Annotated in this window: 18 protein-coding genes; 3 read left to right on the forward strand and 15 right to left on the reverse strand. The window is 53.4% G+C overall.

Annotated features, from left to right (window positions below):
• Position 1: 1 nt before the first annotated feature.
• From AAHF05_RS14515 to AAHF05_RS14565, 11 genes are all read right to left on the reverse strand, one after another.
• A complete protein-coding gene (locus AAHF05_RS14515; RefSeq protein ID WP_049008269.1) occupies positions 2 to 967 on the reverse strand; it encodes a GDP-L-fucose synthase in 966 nt (321 codons plus the stop codon).
• Positions 968 to 969: 2 nt separating this feature from the next.
• Positions 970 to 2091: a GDP-mannose 4,6-dehydratase gene (gene gmd, locus AAHF05_RS14520; RefSeq protein WP_028016374.1), complete on the reverse strand. Its 1122-nt coding sequence runs from the start codon at positions 2089 to 2091 to the stop codon at positions 970 to 972.
• 23 nt (positions 2092 to 2114) lie between these two features.
• Positions 2115 to 2663 carry a colanic acid biosynthesis acetyltransferase WcaF gene (gene wcaF, locus AAHF05_RS14525; RefSeq protein ID WP_129325208.1) on the reverse strand — a complete coding sequence of 183 codons (549 nt, stop codon included), beginning with the start codon at positions 2661 to 2663 and terminating at the stop codon, positions 2115 to 2117.
• A 16-nt stretch (positions 2664 to 2679) separates the two neighbouring features.
• Positions 2680 to 3426 carry a colanic acid biosynthesis glycosyltransferase WcaE gene (wcaE, locus tag AAHF05_RS14530; RefSeq protein ID WP_049008261.1) on the reverse strand — a complete coding sequence of 249 codons (747 nt, stop codon included), beginning with the start codon at positions 3424 to 3426 and terminating at the stop codon, positions 2680 to 2682.
• A gap of 12 nt (positions 3427 to 3438) precedes the next feature.
• Complete coding sequence (wcaD, locus tag AAHF05_RS14535) at positions 3439 to 4659, reverse strand: colanic acid polymerase WcaD (RefSeq protein ID WP_049008260.1); 1221 nt, start codon at positions 4657 to 4659, stop codon at positions 3439 to 3441.
• Positions 4634 to 5851 carry a colanic acid biosynthesis glycosyltransferase WcaC gene (wcaC, locus tag AAHF05_RS14540; RefSeq protein WP_049008259.1) on the reverse strand — a complete coding sequence of 406 codons (1218 nt, stop codon included), beginning with the start codon at positions 5849 to 5851 and terminating at the stop codon, positions 4634 to 4636. Before wcaC ends, wcaD begins: the two co-directional genes overlap by 26 nt.
• Positions 5848 to 6339 (reverse strand): colanic acid biosynthesis acetyltransferase WcaB, encoded by a 492-nt coding sequence (gene wcaB, locus AAHF05_RS14545; RefSeq protein ID WP_023312402.1) that lies wholly within the window; start codon positions 6337 to 6339, stop codon positions 5848 to 5850. The genes wcaC and wcaB overlap by 4 nt, the downstream gene beginning before the upstream one ends.
• Entirely contained in the window at positions 6339 to 7181 is an 843-nt protein-coding gene (gene wcaA / locus AAHF05_RS14550) for a colanic acid biosynthesis glycosyltransferase WcaA (RefSeq protein WP_129325209.1), read from the reverse strand. The genes wcaB and wcaA overlap by 1 nt, the downstream gene beginning before the upstream one ends.
• A 96-nt stretch (positions 7182 to 7277) precedes the next feature.
• Positions 7278 to 9440, reverse strand: a complete 2163-nt coding sequence (gene wzc, locus AAHF05_RS14555) for a tyrosine-protein kinase Wzc (RefSeq protein WP_374936348.1) — start codon at positions 9438 to 9440, stop codon at positions 7278 to 7280.
• A 2-nt stretch (positions 9441 to 9442) separates the two neighbouring features.
• Positions 9443 to 9886, reverse strand: coding sequence for a low molecular weight protein-tyrosine-phosphatase Wzb (gene wzb / locus AAHF05_RS14560; RefSeq protein ID WP_129325227.1), 444 nt, complete (start codon positions 9884 to 9886; stop codon positions 9443 to 9445).
• A 6-nt stretch (positions 9887 to 9892) separates the two neighbouring features.
• Positions 9893 to 11032: a polysaccharide export protein gene (locus tag AAHF05_RS14565; protein WP_028016366.1), complete on the reverse strand. Its 1140-nt coding sequence runs from the start codon at positions 11030 to 11032 to the stop codon at positions 9893 to 9895.
• Between the two features lie 692 nt (positions 11033 to 11724).
• Between AAHF05_RS14565 and AAHF05_RS14570 the strand changes: the two genes are divergently transcribed.
• Complete coding sequence (locus AAHF05_RS14570; RefSeq protein ID WP_129325211.1) at positions 11725 to 13308, forward strand: TerC family protein; 1584 nt, start codon at positions 11725 to 11727, stop codon at positions 13306 to 13308.
• Positions 13309 to 13350: 42 nt separating this feature from the next.
• On the opposite strand, the gene asmA is transcribed toward AAHF05_RS14570, so the two are convergent.
• The 3 genes from asmA to udk all read right to left on the reverse strand — a co-directional run bounded on the left by asmA (position 13351) and on the right by udk (position 16538).
• The gene (gene asmA, locus AAHF05_RS14575) at positions 13351 to 15201 is read right to left on the reverse strand and encodes an outer membrane assembly protein AsmA (RefSeq protein ID WP_129325212.1); all 1851 of its coding nucleotides are present in this window, start codon (positions 15199 to 15201) and stop codon (positions 13351 to 13353) included.
• 22 nt (positions 15202 to 15223) lie between these two features.
• Complete coding sequence (gene dcd, locus AAHF05_RS14580) at positions 15224 to 15805, reverse strand: dCTP deaminase (protein ID WP_028016363.1); 582 nt, start codon at positions 15803 to 15805, stop codon at positions 15224 to 15226.
• A 91-nt stretch (positions 15806 to 15896) separates the two neighbouring features.
• Entirely contained in the window at positions 15897 to 16538 is a 642-nt protein-coding gene (gene udk, locus AAHF05_RS14585) for a uridine kinase (protein ID WP_008500855.1), read from the reverse strand.
• Between the two features lie 343 nt (positions 16539 to 16881).
• Here udk and AAHF05_RS14590 point away from each other — a divergent pair, with 343 nt between their 5' ends.
• The gene (locus AAHF05_RS14590) at positions 16882 to 20211 is read left to right on the forward strand and encodes a diguanylate cyclase (protein WP_129325213.1); all 3330 of its coding nucleotides are present in this window, start codon (positions 16882 to 16884) and stop codon (positions 20209 to 20211) included.
• Here AAHF05_RS14590 and alkA read toward each other — a convergent pair.
• The gene (alkA, locus tag AAHF05_RS14595; RefSeq protein ID WP_257247413.1) at positions 20176 to 21048 is read right to left on the reverse strand and encodes a DNA-3-methyladenine glycosylase 2; all 873 of its coding nucleotides are present in this window, start codon (positions 21046 to 21048) and stop codon (positions 20176 to 20178) included. The genes AAHF05_RS14590 and alkA overlap by 36 nt on opposite strands.
• Before the next feature lie 130 nt (positions 21049 to 21178).
• On the opposite strand from alkA, the gene yegD reads away from it, so the two are divergent.
• Positions 21179 to 22531: a molecular chaperone gene (gene yegD / locus AAHF05_RS14600; RefSeq protein WP_129325215.1), complete on the forward strand. Its 1353-nt coding sequence runs from the start codon at positions 21179 to 21181 to the stop codon at positions 22529 to 22531.
• Positions 22532 to 22666: the final 135 nt, after the last annotated feature.

A 22666-nucleotide genomic window follows, 5' to 3' on the forward strand; every position in this document is an offset into this window, starting at 1 on the left:
ATTACCCCCGGAAGCGGTGCTGGTTTTCCAGGAACCACTGGTAGGTACTGGCCAGTCCCTGCTCCAGTGACACCTCGTGATACCAGCCCAACTGATGCAGACGGGTCACGTCCAGCAGTTTGCGCGGCGTGCCGTCCGGTTTGGTGGCGTCAAACACCACGCGGCCTTTGTAACCCACCACCTGCGCGATGGTTTGTGCCAGCTCACGGATGGTGCAGTCAATGCCGGTACCGACGTTGATGTGCGACAGCATTGGCTCGGTGTTCTCCTGCCACACTTCGCGATCCAGCTCCATCACGTGAATGCTGGCGGCCGCCATGTCGTCCACGTGCAGGAATTCACGCATTGGCGTGCCGCTACCCCACACCACCACATCCGGCGCGTTCTCGGCGGTCGCCTCGTGAAAACGACGCAGCAGCGCCGGGATCACGTGCGAGTTGCTCGGGTGGAAGTTGTCGTGCGGCCCGTACAGGTTGGTCGGCATCACCGAGCGATAGTCTCGGTTATACTGACGGTTGTAAGACTCGCACAGCTTGATCCCGGCAATCTTGGCGATGGCGTAAGGTTCGTTGGTCGCTTCCAGCGTTCCCTGCAGCAGTTCGCTTTCGGCGATGGGCTGCTTTGCCATTTTCGGGTAGATACAGGATGAGCCGAGGAACAGCAGCTTATTCACGTTGTGCAGGTGCGCCGCGTGAATGATGTTGCTCTCAATCATCATGTTCTCGTAGATGAAATCCGCCGGGTAGGTGTTGTTGGCGACAATGCCGCCCACCTTCGCCGCCGCCAGATACACCTGGTCAATGCGTTCATTTGCAAAGAAGTCCTGTACCGCACGGCTATCGAGCAGGTTTAGCTCGTCACGCGTGCGGACAACCACTTCAACGTCACCGCGCTGCTCCAGCAGGCGTTCAATCGCGGAACCCACCATTCCGCGATGACCGGCGACAAAAATACGTTGTTTTGTCATTCTCAGGACTCCAGCGCGATGGCAACCTCGTAGCCATGAGACTTGAGCAGGGAGTGTTTTTTCGCTGCTTCAAGATCTTTGGCTACCATCTCGGAAACCATCTCCTGCAGAGTGGTCTCGGGTTTCCAGCCCAGGGTCTCGTGCGCTTTGGTTGGGTCGCCGAGCAGGGTTTCCACTTCAGCAGGACGGAAGTAACGCGGGTCAACCTGAACAATCACGTCGCCTGGCTTCACGCCCGGTGCGTCGTGGCCAGTGACGGAAACCACAATGCCCTTCTCATCCACGCCGGTGCCTTCAAAGCGCAGTTTGATGCCCAGCTGTGCCGCAGCCATTTCAACGAACTGACGGACGGAATACTGCACGCCGGTCGCAATGACGAAGTCTTCTGGTTTGTCCTGCTGCAGCATCATCCACTGCATTTTCACGTAGTCTTTGGCATGGCCCCAGTCACGCAGGGAGTCCATGTTGCCGAGGTGCAGGCACGATTCCAGACCCTGCGCGATGTTCGCGATAGCGCGGGTGATTTTGCGGGTCACGAAGGTTTCGCCGCGGCGTGGAGATTCGTGGTTGAACAGGATGCCGTTACAGGCATACATGCCGTAGGATTCACGGTAGTTCACGGTGATCCAGTAGGCGTAGAGTTTTGCTACTGCATACGGAGAACGCGGGTAGAACGGCGTGGTCTCTTTCTGCGGAATTTCCTGCACCAGGCCATACAGTTCGGAGGTGGATGCCTGGTAGAAGCGGGTTTTCTTCTCAAGGCCGAGGAAGCGGATCGCTTCCAGCAGACGCAGCGTGCCCATGGCATCAACGTCAGCGGTGTATTCCGGGGATTCGAAGGAAACCGCCACGTGGCTCATCGCGCCCAGGTTGTACACTTCATCCGGCTGCACTTCCTGCAGAATACGGGTCAGGTTGGAGGTATCGGTCAGGTCGCCGTAGTGCAGGTGGAATTTAGGGTTCGCCGCGTGTGGATCCTGATAAATATGATCCACACGTTCAGTGTTGAAAGACGACGCACGACGTTTAATACCGTGCACTTCATACCCTTTTTCCAGCAGTAACTCTGCCAGGTAAGAACCATCCTGTCCGGTAACGCCGGTGATGAGAGCGACTTTAGACATGTTTTATTCCTCTACTTATGAATTTAATCAGTTTCAACGCGTTCGCGTATCACCACTGCGGGGTTGCCACGGCAAACTTTATTTGCCGGTAGCGATTTAAAAACGCTGCTGCGGGCACCCACTACCGTGCCATCGCCAACAGAAACACCCGGTGCAACAAAAACATCTGTCGCCAGCCAGCATTTTTCACCGATCGCAATAGGTGACGCGATAATATCAAAATGCTGACTCATAAAGTCGTGGCTGCCGGTACACAGATAACACTTCTGTGAAACCACCGAATTTGCGCCAATCGTAATTTCGCCAAGGGTATATAACACTGCGTCATCCCCTACCCATGCGTAATCCCCAAGCGTTAATTTCCAGGGATAGGTAATTTTTACCGACGGGCGAATAACTACGTTTTTTCCGATTTTTGCGCCAAACAGCCGCAATAAGAATGCTCGCCAGCGGTAGAGTATTTGCGGCGACCAGGCAAATAACGTTGCCTGAACGGCCCACCACAACTGCACCTTAATACCGTTACCCCCGCGAAAACCTTTCGGCACGGTGAATCCTTTAAGATCCTGCATTGCGTTTCCTTATATTTCAGGCTTTGTTATATAAGGCTTTGGTTTTACCTGTGGTTTTCAGACGTAATAAATAAGACAGTTCTGCCCAGAAGGCCGGCACGCGCAATATTTTTCGCTGTACGTTTTTTGCATCCTGGCACAACTCCAGGTTGTTCGAAGTGGATACACCGCCCATGGAAAATTCGGACACCAGCCCCTTAATTCGACGGAACGGGTAGCCAGACTTATATAAACTGGCTGCCAGCGCATAATCGGATGACACTTTATATTGCAAGTCGTACGGCTGTTTTTTCAGACCTTTTACCGGAAAGAAAATGGCCTGATGACTGGCGGGTAAACTGTGGTAAATATACCAGCCCGGCTTCGCACTGCGGCAAACTTTATGTCCATCCCCGAAATCGAGCAGCGCATCGCCAATAAACATGGCCTCTTCTTTCTGGCGAGCCAGCTGTCGGGCAAACATCGCCACGTCATCGTGGAACACATCACCCGAATTCAGGAAGATCGCATAGCGGCCCTTCGCCATCTCAATGCCTTTATTCATCGCATCGTAGATGCCTTTATCTTTCTCACTGATGTAGCGTAAGTTAAACTCACCGTTGAGTTTTTCCAGAAACTCCGCCGTGCCATCGTTCGACCCGCCATCAACCACGATCCACTCAAAGGTAAGGCTCGGATCGCGCGCCAGATTGCGCAGCGAGCGCCAGGTTTTTACCACCCCTTCGTAATTACGAAAAGCGACAGTAATGACGCTTAGAAACATAAGACCACCTCGTCATGAATTCGTAATATTAAGCGCTTTACGCAGAATAAACGGACAAACAATTAAGAAAGCATATTCTGGGCTAAATATTGAACCGGTAAAAAACAGCGACACTGGTGTAAACAGATAAAGCTGCACGCGAAAGTTCTGGTTATCACCAAACGCGTTAATCATCATTTTGAAAACTTTAAACAGATACCAAATTGTCAACAGTACGGCAAACCACGAAAAATAAATAATTAACAGATACAGACCATTGTCTATGGTTTTACCGACATCCGCACCGTTAAAGATTCCGAATGATGCAACATATTCGTAAAGTGAGCCAAATCTTACTACACCATCAATATGGGTTAAGGAATAACCCACCATCACCAGCGGACCAATGATGCGATAATAAGATGAAGACCCTTCCGTTCCCAAATCACCCAGACGTTCTGAGATGTACGGGAAAGCAAATATCACGCCGACCATGAATACCGTCAGGGAGATAATTGCCAGCGGCAGTTTTTTCTTAATTGCCTCTTTGTTCAGGTACTGGAACGCCCACTCCAGCAGGTAAAACAGGATAAATGTCATTACCCCCGAGAACGATCCTGACAGAACAATTCCTGCAAGAATCATAGCATCGGTCTTAGGCGTTTTGATACCAAACTGTTTGATGCTGAGCCAAATTGAGATTAACGCCAGAGCGAAAAACGCCGGTTCAAAATAGAGGGCCGTAGTACGCTTCCCGCCAAACTTGATGAAGTTCAATACATAGCTGTTACTGTAAATGAGATACTTCGAAATTATCTCCATCAGGCTACTACCACCTGTGAGAATAATTTGTGCCATTTCCAGTGCGGCAAGCATAACAATTAACGCAACGGCAATATAAAATAACCTAAGGATTTTCCGATAATTGTGTGGAGAAATGATTTTAAACCGAATACTCCAGACCATTCCGATAATAATGACAATATAAACAAACAGCATGGTCGAGGTGACGTATTTACTGGCATCCAGTGACTGACCAAAGATGTAGTTAAATAGCGTCAGGCCCGTCCCCATCCCCAGGGCAATCATCAGCTTCTTAAGGTTGATTTTATCGACATACAGCAGAAGCAGGACAGGCAAGAAAGTGACGATAGTTATCGGGAAGCTTTCGCCAAGCTGGGCAATCTTAACGTTAACCAGCAGGTAGATCAGCGGCAGCAGGAGATAACTACAGATTCTGATAGAACGAGACATACTCCTCCAGCATCTGTTGTCCACTGTAGGCCTTGCGGCTGCGCTTGCGGAACGATTCCAGGTCAGTACCAAATACGGCCTGCGCGATATCGGCTTTCGGCAGTTGCACCAGCGGCAGCACCTCGTTTTCAGCGAACGTTTTACCGCCCGATTTTTCCAGCACTTCGCGCGCAGCGTCGCTGTGGGTGGCAATCACCGGCACGCCGATAGAGAGTGCTTCGCAAAGGATCAGGGGGTAGTTATCCACGCGGGAGCTGAACACCAAGGCATCCATTTCGTTCAGTGCACTCATCAGTTTGCGTTTGTCGGTTTCAAACCCGTGATTGACCACGTTTGTCCCTTCGAACGGGGAAAACTTGCCGAAGGTATGCAGCTCGATGTTGTCGCCCAGCGCCATCATGTCGCGCACCAGCTGCTGATTGGTTTTACCGTCATAACGCAGGTCATGCGCAACGATAGCGATTTTCGGTTTGCCCGTGGTTTCGGCCACCGGAGTCAGCTCGGCAAGAATGGCTTCCGTCGCCACGTCGATGCCGTTGTTGATAATCTTGCAGCGCCCTGCCCCGTAAAGGCTGTTGAACGCATCCGCCACATGCTGGCTTGGGGAGATAAACGTGCACCCCAGCGAAAGCATGTCGCGGAACAGCTGGCGCTTACCCTCCACCAGTTGATGAGCACGATCCACTTTCACCGGTGGGTAGTTACTTAATGTCGGGCATTTCCGGCAGTTATTTTTCCAGCCTTCGCAACCGTCGGTAAACGCACAGCGGCCGGTCACGCTCCAGTGATCGTGCAGCGTCCAGACAAAGCGGGTGTCCGGTTTATGTGCCTGCACGTTCTCACAAAACGCGACCACCTCTTCCAGGTTGAGCCAGTAGCTGTGCAACACATGAAAATGCAGCACCACCGGACCGGTGGTTCGCGTCACGGTGCGGTAGAGGTTATTCAGGTTGCCAAACAGATCGCGGTTAAACAGGCGGAACAGCGCAATGTTGGCGATCGACGTCAATCGTGGGGTCTGTTTCAACACCTGCGGATAGCGATCGTGGCTAACGCTTTTCTTACCCCCTTTGCCATAGCCATAGACAAAACGGGACTGTAACCCTTTTTGCAGCGCACGCTGATGCAGATCCAGCGCCACGCCGGCCGCCCCGCCTTCTGCGAGGCGTACGTTAAATTGCAGAATATTCATTTAATCACCTTCACGCGGGCTTTTTCTCCCACCACCAGCGCGTTATCCGGAATGCTGTCCAGCACCACGCTGCCAGCGCCAATGGTGACGTTATTACCAATCGTAATATCGCCAATGATCACCACGTTCGCGCCCAGCTCAACGTTATTGCCGATAACCGGGCACGCCAGACTGTCTGGACCACGGTTACCGATGGTGACCGCATGACGAATAGTGAAATCATCCCCGGCGACCACGAACTTGTTGATCACCACCGCATAGCCGTGGTGGATGGTAAAGCGGCGGCCAATGGTGGCTGCGGCCTGAATCTCATAACCAAAAAAGCATTCAGTGATGATGCGGTACAGCACCAGCACCGGTGCAGCCCAGATATTGTTCAGCACATTTTTCTTACGCCACACCGAGCAAAAGTGCGCGATGCGGTAGGCCAGGACCATGCAGCACGGGCGCAGGCTCCAGCTGTTTGCGCGGCAATCTTCCAGAAACATTATTTCCCCCGAAGCCCGTCAGCCAGACGCTTGCCGTTACGCACGGACAGCAATGTCAGCAACGTGCGCCAGTTCATGCGCTTGTTGCGGATCTGATAGAGGGTAAAGAGCTGATACTTCCGGCTGGCACGGTCAAACTTGTCCTTGTGCTTGCGGTAAAAATGGAAGTAGCCCGAGAATTTCTTCGGCGAGGAGGTGATTTGCATCTCCCCGTGGTTGATATGCAGGATCTGCGTGGCCTCTTCCACTTTCCACGGCTCACCGTATTCCACCACCATCCGAAGGAAGATGTCGTAATCCTGCGCGGCCTTGAGTTCGGTATCAAACAGGCACTCTTTAAAGCGCCACGCCCAGGTAAAGACCTGGTTACCAATAATGTTGCGCTTGTAGAACAGGCGGCGGGAGTACGGTGATTTCGGGTACAACGGCAGGCTGGCAGGCTGCGAGTAGACTTCGCCCTGACAGACATAATCGTTGGCATACAGGAAAGCATGCGTGACCAACTGTTCCTTGTGTGACAGGAATGTCGACAGACGGTTCGGCGTCCATTCGTCATCGTCATCAATTCCGGTCAGGTATTGCCCTTTGGCCTGCATGATCGCCTGATTGCGTACTGCACACGCGCCGGAATTAATCTCGTTATGCGTATACATCACGCGCGGGTCGTTGAGGTCGGCCACAAATGTCTGCAATTGCTCGAAAGAGGAGGAATAGTCGTCAACGATGATCAGCTCCCAGTTATCGTAATCCTGTCGCAGTACAGATTTGATTGCACGGATCGCCAGCTGCTGACGATTCCATGTCGGCATATAGATTGAAACTAAAGGGCGTTGTGTGGTCATGGTCTTCCCCTTATCCCTCACCCCGCCCATCTCCCGGAGGGAGAGGGAGAAAAGCGGCTCTCCCCTCAGAGGAGAGGGTCAGGGTGAGGGGGATTTTTATTTGCTGTCAGATTTGTATTCGTACTCGTAGTAACCGTAATCCTGATACCCACTCGCGCGACGGAAGATGGAGTTCAGGATCACCCCTTTGACCTCAATCCCGTTCTGCTCGAAGCGGCTCAGGCTGGTTTCCACTTCTTTAATGGTGTTCACCGCATAGCGCGCGACCATCAACGTAGTACCGGCAAGACGGCCAACCACGGCGGCATCGGTCACGGCCAGAATTGGCGGAGTATCGATTAGCACCAGGTCGTAATGCTTACTTGCCCACTCCACCAGCTCGGCAAAACGCTCGCTCATCAGCAGTTCAGATGGGTTCGGCGGAATCTGTCCACGTGGGATCAGGTCGAATTTCGGGATCGTTGTCGGTTTCGCACTCTGGCCGATCTCACCTTTACCCAGCAGGATTTCCGACAGACCGTTAACGTTGTTGGTGCCCAGCAGTTCGTGGGTATAGCCTTTGCGCATATCGCAGTCGATCAGCAGCACACGCTTGTTGGTCTGGCTGACCACCGCCGCCAGGTTGGCGCAGACGAAGGTCTTACCGATTGAAGGGCTGACGCCGGTTAACATCAGGACGTTGTTTTTAGCCTGCATCATGGCAAAGTGCAGGCTGGTACGCAGGCTGCGGATCGCTTCGATGGCGAGGTCAGTCGGGTTACCCACCGCCAGCAGCTGGCTCTGTTTGTAACGCTTAACGCCTTTGATGGTTTTGACGCTGTCACGGGACTTTTGCCATTCAGACAGCGGGATGCTGGCGTAGACGTTGATACCGTTCTCTTCCAGCACCTGCGGGCTTTCGATACCGCGGTTGAACAGCGAACGCAGCAGCACGCCAACGATGGAGAGCATCAGACCGAGAATAATGCTGCCGAGAATAATCAGCGCTTTCTTCGGCTTCAACACACCAGGCTGAGTAATGGCCGGGTCAACAATACGGACGTCCCCGACGGTACTGGCTTCGGTGATTTTCAGCTCCTGCTGTTTGTTCAGCAGTTGCATGTAAACCTGCTGGCCCGATTCCACGTCGCGGGTCAGACGCACGATCTCCTGCTGCGTTTTCGGCATCGCGGTCACGCGACCGTTGAGCTTTGCCTTTTCCTCTTCCAGCGTGCGGCGTTTCTCAAGCAGCGTGCGGTAGGCCGGGTGACGTTTGGTATAGAGCTTGGAAATCTCCGCCTCTTTGAAGGTCAACTCGTTGAGCTGAGCATCAATGTTGACCATTGAATCAAGAACTGACTTTGCTTCCAGCGGCAGGTCGACAGAGTCTTTATCCTGACGATAGGCGTTCAGCTTGTTCTCGGCCTCATCCAGATGGGCGCGCACTTCCGGGAGCTGTTTCGCGAGGAAGGCCAGGCTTTTCGCCGCTTCCGCCGACTTACGCTCAACGTTCTGCTCAAGATAGTTGCGGGTGATACTGTTCAGAATATTGCGAATCTGATCTTTATCTTCACCGGTAAAGGTCATGCTCAGCACGCCGGTGTCCTTACCGTTTTCAGTGACGGTCAGGTTGTTTTGCAGATTGTTGATCATCCCCAGCGTGGAGAATTTGGTGACGGTGAATTCCCCCCCTTCGTGGGCGTTAATCGCGCTGACCATCATGCTGACGCCCTCTTTGGTCAGCATCTGTCCCACTTCGCCGCGCGCGCTAAAGCCCGCGTCGCTGGTCAACTGATACTGTTTCGGGCCGAGCACCGTCAGGGTAAAGGTCTGATCGGCTGCCCCTTTCGGCAGCACGAAGTCTGTGACCTTCACCGTGTCGTTGTTTCTGCCCATCAGCCGATCCCAACCGGCACCAAATACCGGGAAGGTATTTTTGGTGACGGAGATATCGAGCCCGAGGTCGTGAACCGTTTTACCCAGCACCAGACGTGACTGGATCAGCTGAATTTCAGCGTCGGACGCCGGCGGTTTGTTCGCCAGTGCAGAGCCGATATCCTGCACCAGCGAGTTGCCGGTGTTCTGCTCGATCTGCACCAGCGCATCGGCGCTGTAGATAGGGGTGGCGAACAGCGTGTAGACGACGGCGGCCGCGGCAAAGACGACGGTGATCCCAAGCACCCACCACTTTGCCTCTACAACCGTGCCGACCAGGCGCCCAATATCAATTTCATCACTGCCCGAAGTCGGGGCGGCAGAAAGTCTTGTTTTTTCTGTCATTGTTATCCCTGCTGAGCTTTCAGTGCCTGCGCCCACTGTTGGGCAGACTGGTCAAGTAAGGTGTAAACCGCCTCGAAGGCCTCATGGCTTTTGCGATACGGATCGGGGATTTCGCGTTCATTGTCCCAGTGACCAAACAGCATCACCTTGCCGCGCATCTCCGGCGCGATATCGCACAGCGCATGTATATGGCGTTTTTCCATCGTCAGGATCAGGTCATACTCCCGGCACATCCGGCTAGTGACCTGGCGGGCAACATGCCCATCGAGAGAGAGGTGATGATCCCGCGCCACGCTCGTGGCGCGCTCATCAGCACCTTTGCCGACCAGCGCCCCCAGCCCTGCCGAATCAACGGTCAATTCGGGCTGGTACTGTTTCAACAACCGTTCAGCCGTAGGGGAACGGCAAATGTTCCCCACGCATACCACCAGAATTTTGTTAAACATCATGGATTACCAGGTATGAATGTCGCGCGCCGTATCCGTCATGTAGCGAACGCCACTGATGGTTGGCAGCAACTGGTTGATCAGGCGGTTCCAGCGGGCAACCGGCGCGGTGGTGACGTACACCACATCGTATGGCTGGAGACGGAACTCCGTGGCCATTACCAGAGAAGTCGCATCGGACATATCCAACTGGTAAATGTTGGCAATCTTGCCTTTCGCACTGCCCTCACCTTTCAGTGGACGGATCACAAAGATGCCGCTGGCGTTAGACGAGGTCAGATCGATACCTTCCGCATTGCCCAGCGCTTCGGTCAGGGTCATACCGCTGAAGTCCATTTTGAGGGTGCTCTGTTTCTTCACCTCCCCCATCACGAAGACTTTCAGATCGTCATTGCGTGGCACGTAAAGAATGTCGCCCGGATAGAGCAGTCGGTTCTGGGTCAGATCGCCGTTTTGCATCAGCGCCTGCAGAGAAATACGCTGCTCTTTACCGTTGTGGGTCAGCACCACGTTGCGCCAGTCGGCACCATCGGTTAAGCCACCCGCAGAGTTAATGGCGTCCAGCACAGTCAGTGGAACGTTGGTGATGGCCTGCTGACCTGATTTGTTCACCTGGCCGGAGATATAGGCCTTTTGCGAGCGGAATGCGGCGATATTAACGTCCACCTGCGGGTCAGCGATGTACTGCGCTAAGCGGCCGGTAATATCACTACGGATCTCGGCAAGCGTTTTTCCGGCAACATGCACTTTGCCGATATAGGGATAGAACATGGTGCCGTCAGATTGCACCCAGTTCCCGGTGTCGCTTGAGCTACGGTACTGACCCGCAGGGGTGGTCAGTTCAGGGTGGTCCCAGACGGTCACGTTGATAACGTCACCCGGCCCCACGCGGTACTGGTAAGCGGCGATCTCCTGGTCCAGAGACATATTCGGCTGGGCAACATTTGGACGTGGACGCAATTGTTCCACCAGACGCGGCGTGAGCGGATAAACATTCACCATTTTGTCGAGATCAAAATCGGCATCTTGTTGTTTAATCACGTCCTTGCCCATCGTGGACATATTGCTGCCGGGAAAGACCGTACAACCACTCATCAAGAGTGCAGATACCAATAATGGCATCAATTTCATTTTGGATTTCATCATTGATTATTTATCACTTTTGCAGAGTAATTATCCCGTTCAGTTTAAATAAGCTCGAGTTGTATTAGCTTTCAGCATGCAGTTAATCAAATAAAAATATAACTGGCATCAGTCCTAAAAAAAGCTTATTCATCCATTGGCTCTTGACAGAATGGCCGGGGGTGATTCACACGCCTGCAGGCACGCTACCGCCCTTGGCTTTCAGTTACCAATCCACTGACTAAACAATGCATTATGGATAGACGCCCTCTTGGGAATGGCCTTCTGGAAATATATCAACCGTCTGAAGCATCCGACGGAAAATGAATAACCCTGTCTGAAGACCAGAACAATAATAGCAACACTGAGGTTTAACATTTGGTGCCGGGAGAATTGTTGCAGCTAACCTAATAGCAGGCAAGGAGACATCTCTCTCAATATCTGTTTTTAAGATTAATATTAAGAGCAAAGTTTTCACCTTTTAGGATTTTCTTTATATTGACAATATAAAAATAAAAACCATTGGCTGCGATATATCCTAAAATTCCATTCTGTAATTAAACCTACGTATTTACCTTATTTACAGTTTCATTCTGAGACATTCTGTTTAGCACTGCGTATTAAGAGAAATCGCAGCCCGGCATTGCAATTTCTTTCAGCTTTATCCATGATCGAAGTGTGACATTAGTCATATAACAGAAGGTATTGCTATTACTATGGAATGGATTGCCGATCCATCAATCTGGGCCGGGCTGGTTACGCTGGTCGTCATCGAATTAGTCCTCGGTATTGATAATCTGGTCTTTATCGCCATCCTCGCTGAAAAGCTCCCCCCTTCCCAGCGCGACCGCGCGCGCGTAACGGGCTTACTGCTGGCGATGGCGATGCGACTGCTGCTGCTGGCGTCGATTTCCTGGCTAGTCACGCTAACTAAGCCGCTGATTACCCTTTACACTCTCAGCTTTAGCGCCCGCGACCTGATTATGCTCTTCGGCGGGCTGTTCCTGCTGTTCAAAGCGACGGTAGAACTGAATGAACGGCTCGAAGGGAAAGACAGCGAAAATCCCACACAGCGACGGGGAGCTAAATTCTGGCCGGTAGTGGCACAGATTGTGGTACTGGATGCGGTCTTCTCTCTGGACTCGGTGATCACTGCCGTCGGGATGGTCGACCATCTTGCCGTCATGATGGCTGCGGTGATTATTGCCATCACGCTGATGGTCATGGCGAGCAAAGCGTTAACGCGGTTTGTAAACAGCCACCCGACCATCGTTATCCTCTGCCTGAGCTTCCTGCTGATGATTGGCTTTAGCCTGGTCGCTGACGGTTTTGGCTTCCATATTCCAAAAGGCTACCTGTACGCCGCGATCGGCTTCTCGGTGATGATTGAATCCCTGAACCAGCTCGCCATATTCAACCGTCGTCGCTTTTTGTCGGCAAACCAGAGCCTGCGCCAGCGGACCGCTGATACCGTGATGCGCCTGCTCAGCGGGCAAAAAGAGGACGCGGAATTAGATGCCGAATCTTCTGCGATGCTGGCCGATCATAACGACGGGCAGATCTTCAATCCGCAGGAGCGGCTCATGATTGAGCGGGTGCTCAATCTGAATCAGCGTTCGGTCAGCAGCATCATGACTTCACGTCATGACATTGAGCATATCGACCTGACAGCACCGGAAGAACACATTCGCGCTTTGCTGGATAAAAATCAGCATACCCGCGTAGTTGTGACTGGCGGTGAGGAAGAGGAGGAGTTACTGGGTGTGGTGCATGTCATCGACCTGCTGCAACAGCAGCTACACGGTGAAGCGTTAAACCTGCGCGCCCTGGTGCGTCAGCCACTGGTTTTCCCGGAGGGGCTGCACCTGCTCTCTGCTCTTGAGCAATTCCGTAATGCGCGCACGCACTTCGCTTTTGTAGTCGATGAGTTTGGTTCGGTTGAAGGACTGGTCACGCTCAGCGACGTGATGGAAACCATCGCCGGTAACTTACCCAACGAGGTGGATGAGATTGATGCCCGCCATGACATCCAGAAAAATGCTGACGGTTCCTGGACGGCCAACGGCCATATGCCGCTTGAGGACCTGGTACAATATGTACCGCTACCGCTGGATGAAAAACGTGAATATCACACCATCGCCGGTCTGCTGATGGAGTATTTGCAGCGAATCCCGCAGCCGGGGGAAGAGGTTCAGGTGGGGGACTATCTGCTTAAAACGCTACAGATTGAAAACCATCGCGTGCAGAAGGTTCAGATCATTCCGCTGCGGGATGAGGAAGAGCTGGATTTTGAGGTGTAAAAAAGCCGGGTGGCGGCAGCGCCATACCCGGCACAACAGACATCAAAGCTTATCCAGCAGCTTTTTTACATCCTTGCCTGTCTGTGAATCTTTATTGCGATCCGCCCAGCTGTTAAGCCGACGTTTGGCTTCATCCTGCAGATGCTTACGCAGGATCTGATCCACCTGAAGGCTGTAATTCAGCGCCTGCCATTTCCCGTATACGCTAAGCGGGACCGGCGTCTCTTTCAGGAAGTCAATCAGCTTACTTTCACCCTGCCAGCCAGAAAGTACCCTGACATTAAAACGGGTGTCCGCCGTCTCTTTCACCAGATCCAGTGAACCGTCTCCCGTCAGTGATAGCATGGAAGAGGTTCCTTCCATGCTGTCCAGAGTAAGCAGTCCGTTATCCAGCGTCAGGTCGGTGGTGAAGCTGTCGAGGCGCGTGGCGCTATCGTAGTTTTCCTGGGCTTTCACATCACTGCTGCGTTCAACCGCCTGCTGCACCACCTGCTGGAAGTTAAGGCCTTCCATTCGGGAGTTTTTCAGATCAACATGCGCCTGTCCCTGCCACTCGCGACGGAAAGCATCGGCATCAATTTTTGTACCGGAGAAGTCACCCGCCAGCGTCAACTGCCCGGTCAGAGATATCGGGTAGTTGAAGGCTTTCAGGATGGTACCAATCTCAATGTTATCGAGACGCGGCTGGAATTCGACGCTGGCAACATCTTTACGGACATCCAGCGTGCCGGGCAGGGAGAGGTGCCCTGCCCCCATCTTGCCGCTCAGCTCGGAGATCACCAGCAAACCGTTATGGTTGAACATCTGGCTGCTCACGTCGGTAAAATCAATACCGCGCCAGCGCAGGCTATTGGCTTTCAGCAGAATATCTGCCGTGAATCCGCGCAGGGCGTTATAGTCAGGCTGTTCAAGATTCGACGAGATAACCGGGCGTGAGACCGGTGTCTGGCTTTGCCCCGTTTGCGCGGCATCGCTGTCCGTTGCGCTTGCAGGCAGAGGAGGCAGCAGGTTTTCCAGGTTAAGCTTGTCAAACTGCAGATTCAACACCCACTTAGGTTTTTCCTCGAGAGAAACGCTCGCCTGCCCTTTCAGGCTACTGTCATTCGCCTGCAGGTTGAGGTTGTCCAGTTCCAGCTGTTTTTGTTCTTCGCGCCACACGGCCTGCAACGTTCCCTGACCGGTTATCCCCTGAGAGGGCAGATCGGCTCCCGTCAGTTGCCAGTTCAGTTGCTGAATGTCGGCGGTAAGCTGATGCGGATAATCCGATGCATTCACGTTGGCATTCAGCGACAGGGTCAGATCGCGCTGATCGCGGTTCACCCGTCCGCTAAATTCAACCGTTGCCAGATGATGCGCATCCTGTTCCATCTGCAGGTTGATATTTCGTACGGTAACCTGCTCCTCATCCTCATGCTGGAAAACTAACACGCTATCAGCAACTTTCAGTTTACCAATATCAAAGGACCAGCCCGTATCAGACGGTTCATCGGGCAGGGTGTTTTCTCGCGGTGCAACCGGCGCATTCGCGTCACGAACGGCTTCGGTTTGCGGAGTAAGCTGAATCACCGCGCCTTTCAGCATCACCTGATTAACCTGCAGCTGGTGAGAGAACAGCGGGATGAGTGCCACATCGAGACGCATGTTATCCGCTGAGACCAGTGGCAAAGAAGCCCCCGGCGCCGTTAATGACATGCGACCAGAGAGAATGCTGAGCTGTGGCCAGACGTGCCAGCGCAGCGGCCCGTCAAGCTTCAGTTGATAACCACTGCGTGCCTCGACCTGCCGCACCATATAAGTGCGGAAATCGTTCGGGTTAACCAGCAAAACCAACGCCGAAAGGCCAGCAACCAGCACCACCAGCAAAATCATCAGCGTTGTCAGAACTCTTCTCATGGCATCCTCGATGGACTAACGATCAGTCTTTATCAATACGGCTGGCAACCGCGCCCTGCTGGTCGCGATATTTTGCGTCCTGACGGCGGTTATAAGGACGATCGGCAGGACCTGACAGAGGTTCAAAGCTTAACGCGCCGATCATCATTCCAGGGCGTAGAGCCAGAGGCAGTTTACCGGCATTGAAGAACTCCAGTACGATACGGCCAGACCAGCCGGGATCAATACGGTGCGCGGTTACGTGAACCATCAACCCCAGACGCGCCAGTGATGAGCGACCATCCAGCCAGCCAACCAGGTCCGCTGGCAGCGTCACGGATTCATACGTCACCGCCAGCGCCAGTTCACCTGGGTGCAAATAAAAGGCTTCGCCTTCGTCAATGACGATTTCGTCACTCATCACGCGATCGAGCGCGGCGCTGACTTCATCCTTCGGCCCGCTGAGGTCGATGAACGGCGCGGTGTGGCCACTAAAGGTACGGAATTTATTCCCCAACCGCACATCAACGGTCACACCATTGATACGCTCCACCGGTGGACGTGGGGTAATAGACAAACGGCCTTCATCCAGCCAGGCTTCAATATCGCGATCACAAAGACGCATGGCACTTTCTCCTTTCATGCATCGTACCCTGAGGCGGTAAACACTCAGGGTAAAACCAAGTTATCTCTGAACGGTACACAATTCACGCGGCTTATTCAAAAAACTGGCTGATTTTCGCTTTTAAGATATCAATAGCTATGCGGTTTTTGCCCCCACGCGGCACGATGATATCGGCGTATTGCTTGGACGGTTCAATAAATTGCAGGAACATTGGGCGGACCGTTTTCTGGTATTGCGCCATGACGGAGTCCATTGAGCGACCGCGTTCATTAACATCACGTTTGATGCGGCGCATCAGGCAGATATCCAGCGGGGTATCAACGAAAATCGAGAAGTTCATGGACTCACGCAGACGGGCATCAGTGAGAAGCAGAATGCCTTCCAGGATGATGACCTTCTTCGGCTCGATGCGGATAGTTTCCTGAGTGCGGGTATGTTCTACATAACTGTAAACCGGCAGTTCAATCGCCTGGCCGCTCTTAAGCGCTTCCAGATGCTGGAACAGTAAACTGTGATCCATTGCATTTGGGTGGTCATAGTTGGTTTTTACGCGCTCTTCCATCGACAGATGGGATTGATCTTTGTAATAGCTGTCTTCGGGAATGACGCCGATGTGCTCATCACCTACTTGTTCACGCAGTTCGCGATAAAGCGTACTGGCAATTAGACTTTTACCTGAAGCCGATGCGCCGGCGATGCCTATAATGACGCACTGATGAGACTTATCAGTCATAAATTTAGCGACCTGATTAACCTGGATGTTAAGGAAGGACGACGCCGGAGCGTCAAACGCGGCAATTATAGGGATTTCGGGAGCGTGATACCAGTCGAAAGCACAGGTTCTGCGAGACAGCCTGAAAAGTGACGCATTCTTCCTTTAGTTAAATTTAAATGAACACTTTTTCAGCAATTAACATGGATTTTTTTAAGAGTAACTATTTAATAAGTCTATGATGTCAAATTATGAGCAGTCACCATATGAATTGTAAATTGTTTGTACTAGCATAAACCAAATTATCAAATTCACTCGTCCGGACTTCTTTCCTGGCGGCATGGCGTCTCTGGATAAAGCGGTAATGAATAAACAATACCAGCGGGTTTTGGTTACCACCCCACATCCTTTATTACGACTTGTCTGTCTGGGCCTGGTCACCTTTATCTTTACCTTATTTTCGCTTGAGCTAACTCGCTTCGGTACTCTGCTGGCGCCGCTCTGGTTTCCCACCGCCACCATGATGGTGGCGTTTTACCGCCATGCAGGAAAAATGTGGCCGGGGATTGCTCTGGCCTGTTCGTTTGGCAATATTCTGGCTTCATGGATGTTGTTTTCGTGGGGGGCAACAAGCTTCATCTACCCCTCAATCAACGTGATTGAAGCTGTGATTGGCGCGTTGCTATTGCGCAAATTGCTCCCGTGGTACAACCCGCTGCAAAATCTGAATGACTGGATCCGTCTGGCCATTGGCAGTGCGCTGGTGCCACCACTGGTGGGCGGTGTCCTGGTCTATTTTCTGATCCCTACTCCAGAACCACTGCGTAATTTCCTCGTCTGGGTCTTGTCTGAAGCCATCGGTGCGCTGGCGCTGGTGCCGTTAGGATTGCTGTTTAAACCGCATTATCTGCTGCGCCATCGTGATCCGAGATTGCTGCTTGAAACGCTGACCACCATGGCGGTGACGTTAGTCCTCAGTTGGGCAGCTATCAGCTGGCTGCCGTGGCCCTTTACCTGCGTTATCGTTCTGCTTATGTGGAGTGCCGTGCGCCTGCCGCGAATGGAAGCGTTCATGGTGTTTCTGGTCACCGTTATGGTGGTTTCCCTGATGATCGCCCGTAACCCTCTGGCGTTGACCACTCAGCACACTAACGCCATGTGGAATGCACCGTGGCTACCGTTCCTGATGCTGCTCCTGCCTGCTAACGTGATGACCATGGTGATGTATGCTTTCCGTGCAGAACGCAAGCACATTACCGAAAGCGAGGAGCGTTTTCGTAACGCGATGGAGTATTCCGCTATCGGTATGGCGCTGGTCAGCGTCGAAGGCAAATGGCTTCAGGTCAACAAGGCACTGTGCAACTTTCTCGGTTACAGCCAGACGGAACTCCAGTCGCTCACCTTCCAGCAGTTAACCTGGCCGGAAGATTTGCATACCGACCTGGAACAACTGGAGCAGCTGGTCAACGGAGATATTAATACCTACACCCTCGAGAAGCGCTACTACACGCGCAATGGCGAGGTCGTCTGGGCGCTCCTGGCCGTCTCTGTCGTGCGCCATGCCGACGGTTCACCCCTCTATTTTATCGCGCAGATCGAAGATATTAACGACCTGAAACAGACCGAGTGGGTCAACAAACGTCTGATGGAGCGTATTACGCTTGCCAACGAAGCGGGGGGGATCGGCATCTGGGAGTGGGATCTGGAGCCAGACATTATCAGCTGGGATAAGCGAATGTTCGAGCTGTATGAAATACCGCCGCACATCAAGCCCACCTGGCAACTCTGGCATGAAGCGATGCTGCCTGAAGATCGCGCACATGCAGAAAAAGTGCTGCGGGACTCTCTGATTTCCCGTCTGCCGTTTAAGCTTGAATTCCGCATCCGCGTGAAGGAAGGCGTGCGCCATATCCGCTCCCTGGCGAACCGGGTGCTGAATAAGCAGGGCGAAGTTGAACGCCTGCTCGGTATCAACATGGACATGACCGAAGTTAAGCAACTCAACGAGGCCCTGTTCCAGGAAAAAGAGCGTCTGCACATTACCCTCGACTCCATCGGCGAAGCGGTGCTGTGTACCGATATCAACATGAATGTCACCTTCATGAACCCGGTTGCCGAGAAAATGAGCGGCTGGCTGCAGACCGAAGCTATCGGTCAGCCCATCCTGCGGGTGCTGCATATTACCTTTGGTGAAAAAGGGCCGCTGATGGAGAACATTCATAGCGGTGATATGTCCCGTTCCGATATCGATCAGGACGTGATCCTGAACTGCCGCACCGGCGGTAATTTTGATATTCATTACAGCATTACGCCGCTCAGCACACTGGACGGACAAAACATTGGCTCGGTTATCGTGATTCAGGATGTGACTGAATCGCGCAAAATGCTGCGTCAGTTGAGTTACAGCGCTTCCCACGATGCCCTGACCCACCTGGCAAACCGGGTTAGCTTTGAAAATCATCTCAAACGGCTCTTGCAGACCGTTCGCGAAACGCGCCAGCGTCATGCTCTGGTCTTTATCGATCTTGATCGTTTCAAAGCGGTCAACGATACGGCAGGCCATGCCGCAGGTGATGCCCTGCTCAGGGAGCTCTCTTCATTAATGTTGACCATGCTTCGCTCGAGCGATGTGCTGGCGCGTCTGGGCGGGGACGAATTCGGGTTGCTGTTGCCGGACTGCAACATAGAGAGCGCACGTTATATCGCCAGCCGCCTGATCCATACCATCAATGGCTATCACTTTATGTGGGAAGGACGCCTGCACAGAATTGGTGCCAGCGCAGGTATCACGTTGATTGATGAAAATAATCATCAGGCATCGGAGATCATGTCACAGGCTGATATCGCCTGTTATGCCTCGAAAAACAGTGGGCGCGGCATCGTCACGGTTTACGAACCTCAGCAGGAGCGGGACCACAGCGCACGCAGCATGATGTCACTGGATGAACAGTGGCACATGATTAAAGACAATCATCTGATGATGATAGCCCGCAGTGTCGCCTCGCCACGCATACCGGAAAGCTGTAACTTCTGGCTCATTTCGTTACGCCTGTGGACCAGTCAGGGCGAAGTACAGGAAGAACACGCCTTCCGATCTGGCCTGGCGGAGCCTGAGCTGTTGCACGCTCTCGACAGACGGATCTTTAGTGAGTTTTTCCGTACCTCTGCCGCACAGGTTGCCAGTAAAGGTATGGGCGTTGCACTGCCGCTTTCTGAAGCCGGTTTGGCCAGCGTGACGCTGGTCGATGAACTTCTCGACCTGCTGGATAAAAACCCACTGCCGGGCCGTCTTCTGCATCTGATCATCCCTGCCGATGTGGTGTGCAACCCGGATGAAAACCTGCAACGGGGGCTGCAAAAGCTTCGTCAGGCGGGTTGTCGCGTGATCTTCAGTCAGGTGGGGCGTGACATGAACGTCTTTACCCACCTGAGCGCGAATATGGCCGACTATCTAATGCTGGATGCGGAAGTGGTAACCAATGTTTATGGCAACCTGATGGATGAAATGATGGTGACTATCATCCAGGGCCATGCCCAGCGCCTGGGGATGAAAACCATCGCGGGTCCCTGTAATCAGCCGATCATGATGGATACACTCTCTGGCATCGGGCTCGATTTTATTTATGGTGACACGATTGCCGAGCCACAGCCGCTGGATCTACTTCTCAATACCAGTTATTTCGCTATCAACTGACGGCGCCCAGCCGTCGGTATACCAGATGTGCAGCAGCGCGTAAGAGCGCCAGGGCTGCCAGCGCTGAGCATAGCGACGAATTTGCGCTGGCGTCATCCCGGCAAAGCGTTGCTTAATCAGGTAATCATCCGGCAGAAAAACATCCTTCGCCTGCCAGCCGCGCAGAGCCAGATAGTTTGCCGTCCAGCGCCCTATTCCAGGCCGCTGCTGTAACGCCTTCATGCCTGCCTCAACGTCCTCAGGTGGCGTCAGCGGAAACGTGCCTTCAATGACCGATTGCGCCAGATGAATCAACGACTCAGCGCGTTTGACCGGCATCCCGAGCGCTTTCAGCGCCAGCGGGTCCGTTGCGGCCAGCGCTTGTGGTGTGGGGAAGCAGACATAGCCTGGCGAATCGTTTACCGGTTCGCCGCACAGCGCCACCACGCGCGACGTCAGTTTCGCCGCCATCGCCACGCTCACCAGCTGCCCGAGAATCGCCCGCACGCCCTGCTCGTACGCGTCCATCGCCCCCGGCAAACGCAAGCCTGGCCGTGCAACGCCGAGATCGCCAAGCGTCTTGTGAATTTCATGCGGATCGCAGGCCAGATCGAACAGACGCCCAATACGTTCAAGACAGGTTTGCGCAACCGGGATTAACCCGGGGCTCAGCGTCACCTGTAGCGTGTGGGCCAGGTTATCCGGTGTGACGCGAAAGATCCCCTGGTGCCCCTCACAGGCGAAACTGCGCTCGTAATAGTGTTCAGTGACGGTCTCAACGCCCTCTACCGCACGCGCGCCAAGAAAGCCAAACATCCATTGCCAGTCGTAAGGGGGTTGCCAGGTCAGGGTATACATTGTCGCTCCTTTTTTGTTCCCCTCAGCATAAACCGAAAGACCTTGTTTCGCCTTGCTTTCATATTCCTGTTGTCGCGATGCAGACATTTCGTTAAAGTCTCGCCCCTTCTCACTGGCATGGGGATTATTCGTGTTTATTGGATTTGACTACGGTACGGCAAACTGCTCGGTTGCAATTATGCAGGACGGACAGCCACAGCTCCTGAAAATGGAAAAAGAGAGTACGCTGCTGCCCTCAATGCTCTGCGCACCTACCCGCGAAGCGGTCAGCGAATGGCTGTTCCGCCATCATCAGGTTCCGGCCACCGCGGCGGAGACTCAGGCATTGCTGCGCCGCGCGGTCAGTTTTAACCGCGAGGAAGATATCGACGTTACGCCTTCCAGCGTGCAGTTCGGCCTCTCTTCGCTCGGGCACTACATCGAAGATCCCGAAGAGGTTTACTTCGTTAAATCACCAAAATCCTTCCTGGGTGCCAGCGGTCTGAAGCCACAGCAGGTGGCGATGTTTGAAGATCTGGTCTGCGCCATGATGCTGCACATTCGCAATCAGGCGCAAACCCAGGTGTCGGAAGCGATCACCCAGGCGGTGATTGGCCGTCCGATCAACTTCCAGGGTCTGGGGGGAGATGACGCTAACCAGCAGGCGCAGGGTATCCTTGAACGTGCGGCGCACCGTGCAGGCTTCCGTGACGTGGTGTTCCAGTATGAGCCCGTTGCGGCGGGACTGGATTTTGAAGCCACACTGACGGAAGAGAAACGCGTATTAGTCGTGGATATCGGCGGCGGTACGACGGACTGCTCGCTGCTGCTGATGGGGCCACAATGGCATAACCGTCGCGACCGCGAAAACAGCTTGCTGGGGCACAGTGGCTGCCGTATCGGCGGTAACGATCTCGATATTGCCCTGGCGTTCAAGAGCCTGATGCCACTGCTCGGCATGGGCGGACAAACTGAAAAAGGTATCGCTCTGCCAATCCTGCCATGGTGGAACGCTATCGCGATTAACGACGTCCCGGCGCAGAGTGATTTTTACAGCACTGCAAATGGCCGTTTCCTGAACGACCTGGTACGCGACGCGCAGGACGCCGAAAAAGTCGCCCTGCTGTATAATGTGTGGCGTCAGCGTCTTAGCTATCGCGTGGTACGTACCGCAGAAGAGAGCAAAATCGCCCTTTCCGACCGCGCTGAGCATGCGGTCTCCTTGCCGTTTATCAGCGACGATCTGGCCACTGCGATTTCTCAGGACGGGCTGGAGGCCGCGCTCGCTCAGCCGCTGCAGCGTATTCTGGAGCAGGTGCAGCTGGCGCTGGAAAACGGCAAAGATAAGCCGGACGTTATCTATCTGACCGGGGGGAGCGCGCGTTCACCGCTGATCAAAAAAGCGCTGGCGGAACAGCTGCCGGGCATTCCGATTGCGGGTGGCGATGACTTTGGTTCCGTTACCGCCGGTCTGGCGCGCTGGGCGCAGGTGATGTTTAGCTAGTCTCATTGTGCCGGGTGGCGTATCCGCTCCACCCGGCTAAAAAGAGCACCATACTCAGACCATTCCTGACAGTCTTCCATATTTCCTCCATTTTTCCGCTGTGTTACCTGACTAAACTAGTATCATTCCCCGAAG

The sequence above is a fragment of the Enterobacter adelaidei genome (assembly GCF_041937165.1).
In the GTDB taxonomy this organism is placed as follows: domain Bacteria; phylum Pseudomonadota; class Gammaproteobacteria; order Enterobacterales; family Enterobacteriaceae; genus Enterobacter; species Enterobacter adelaidei.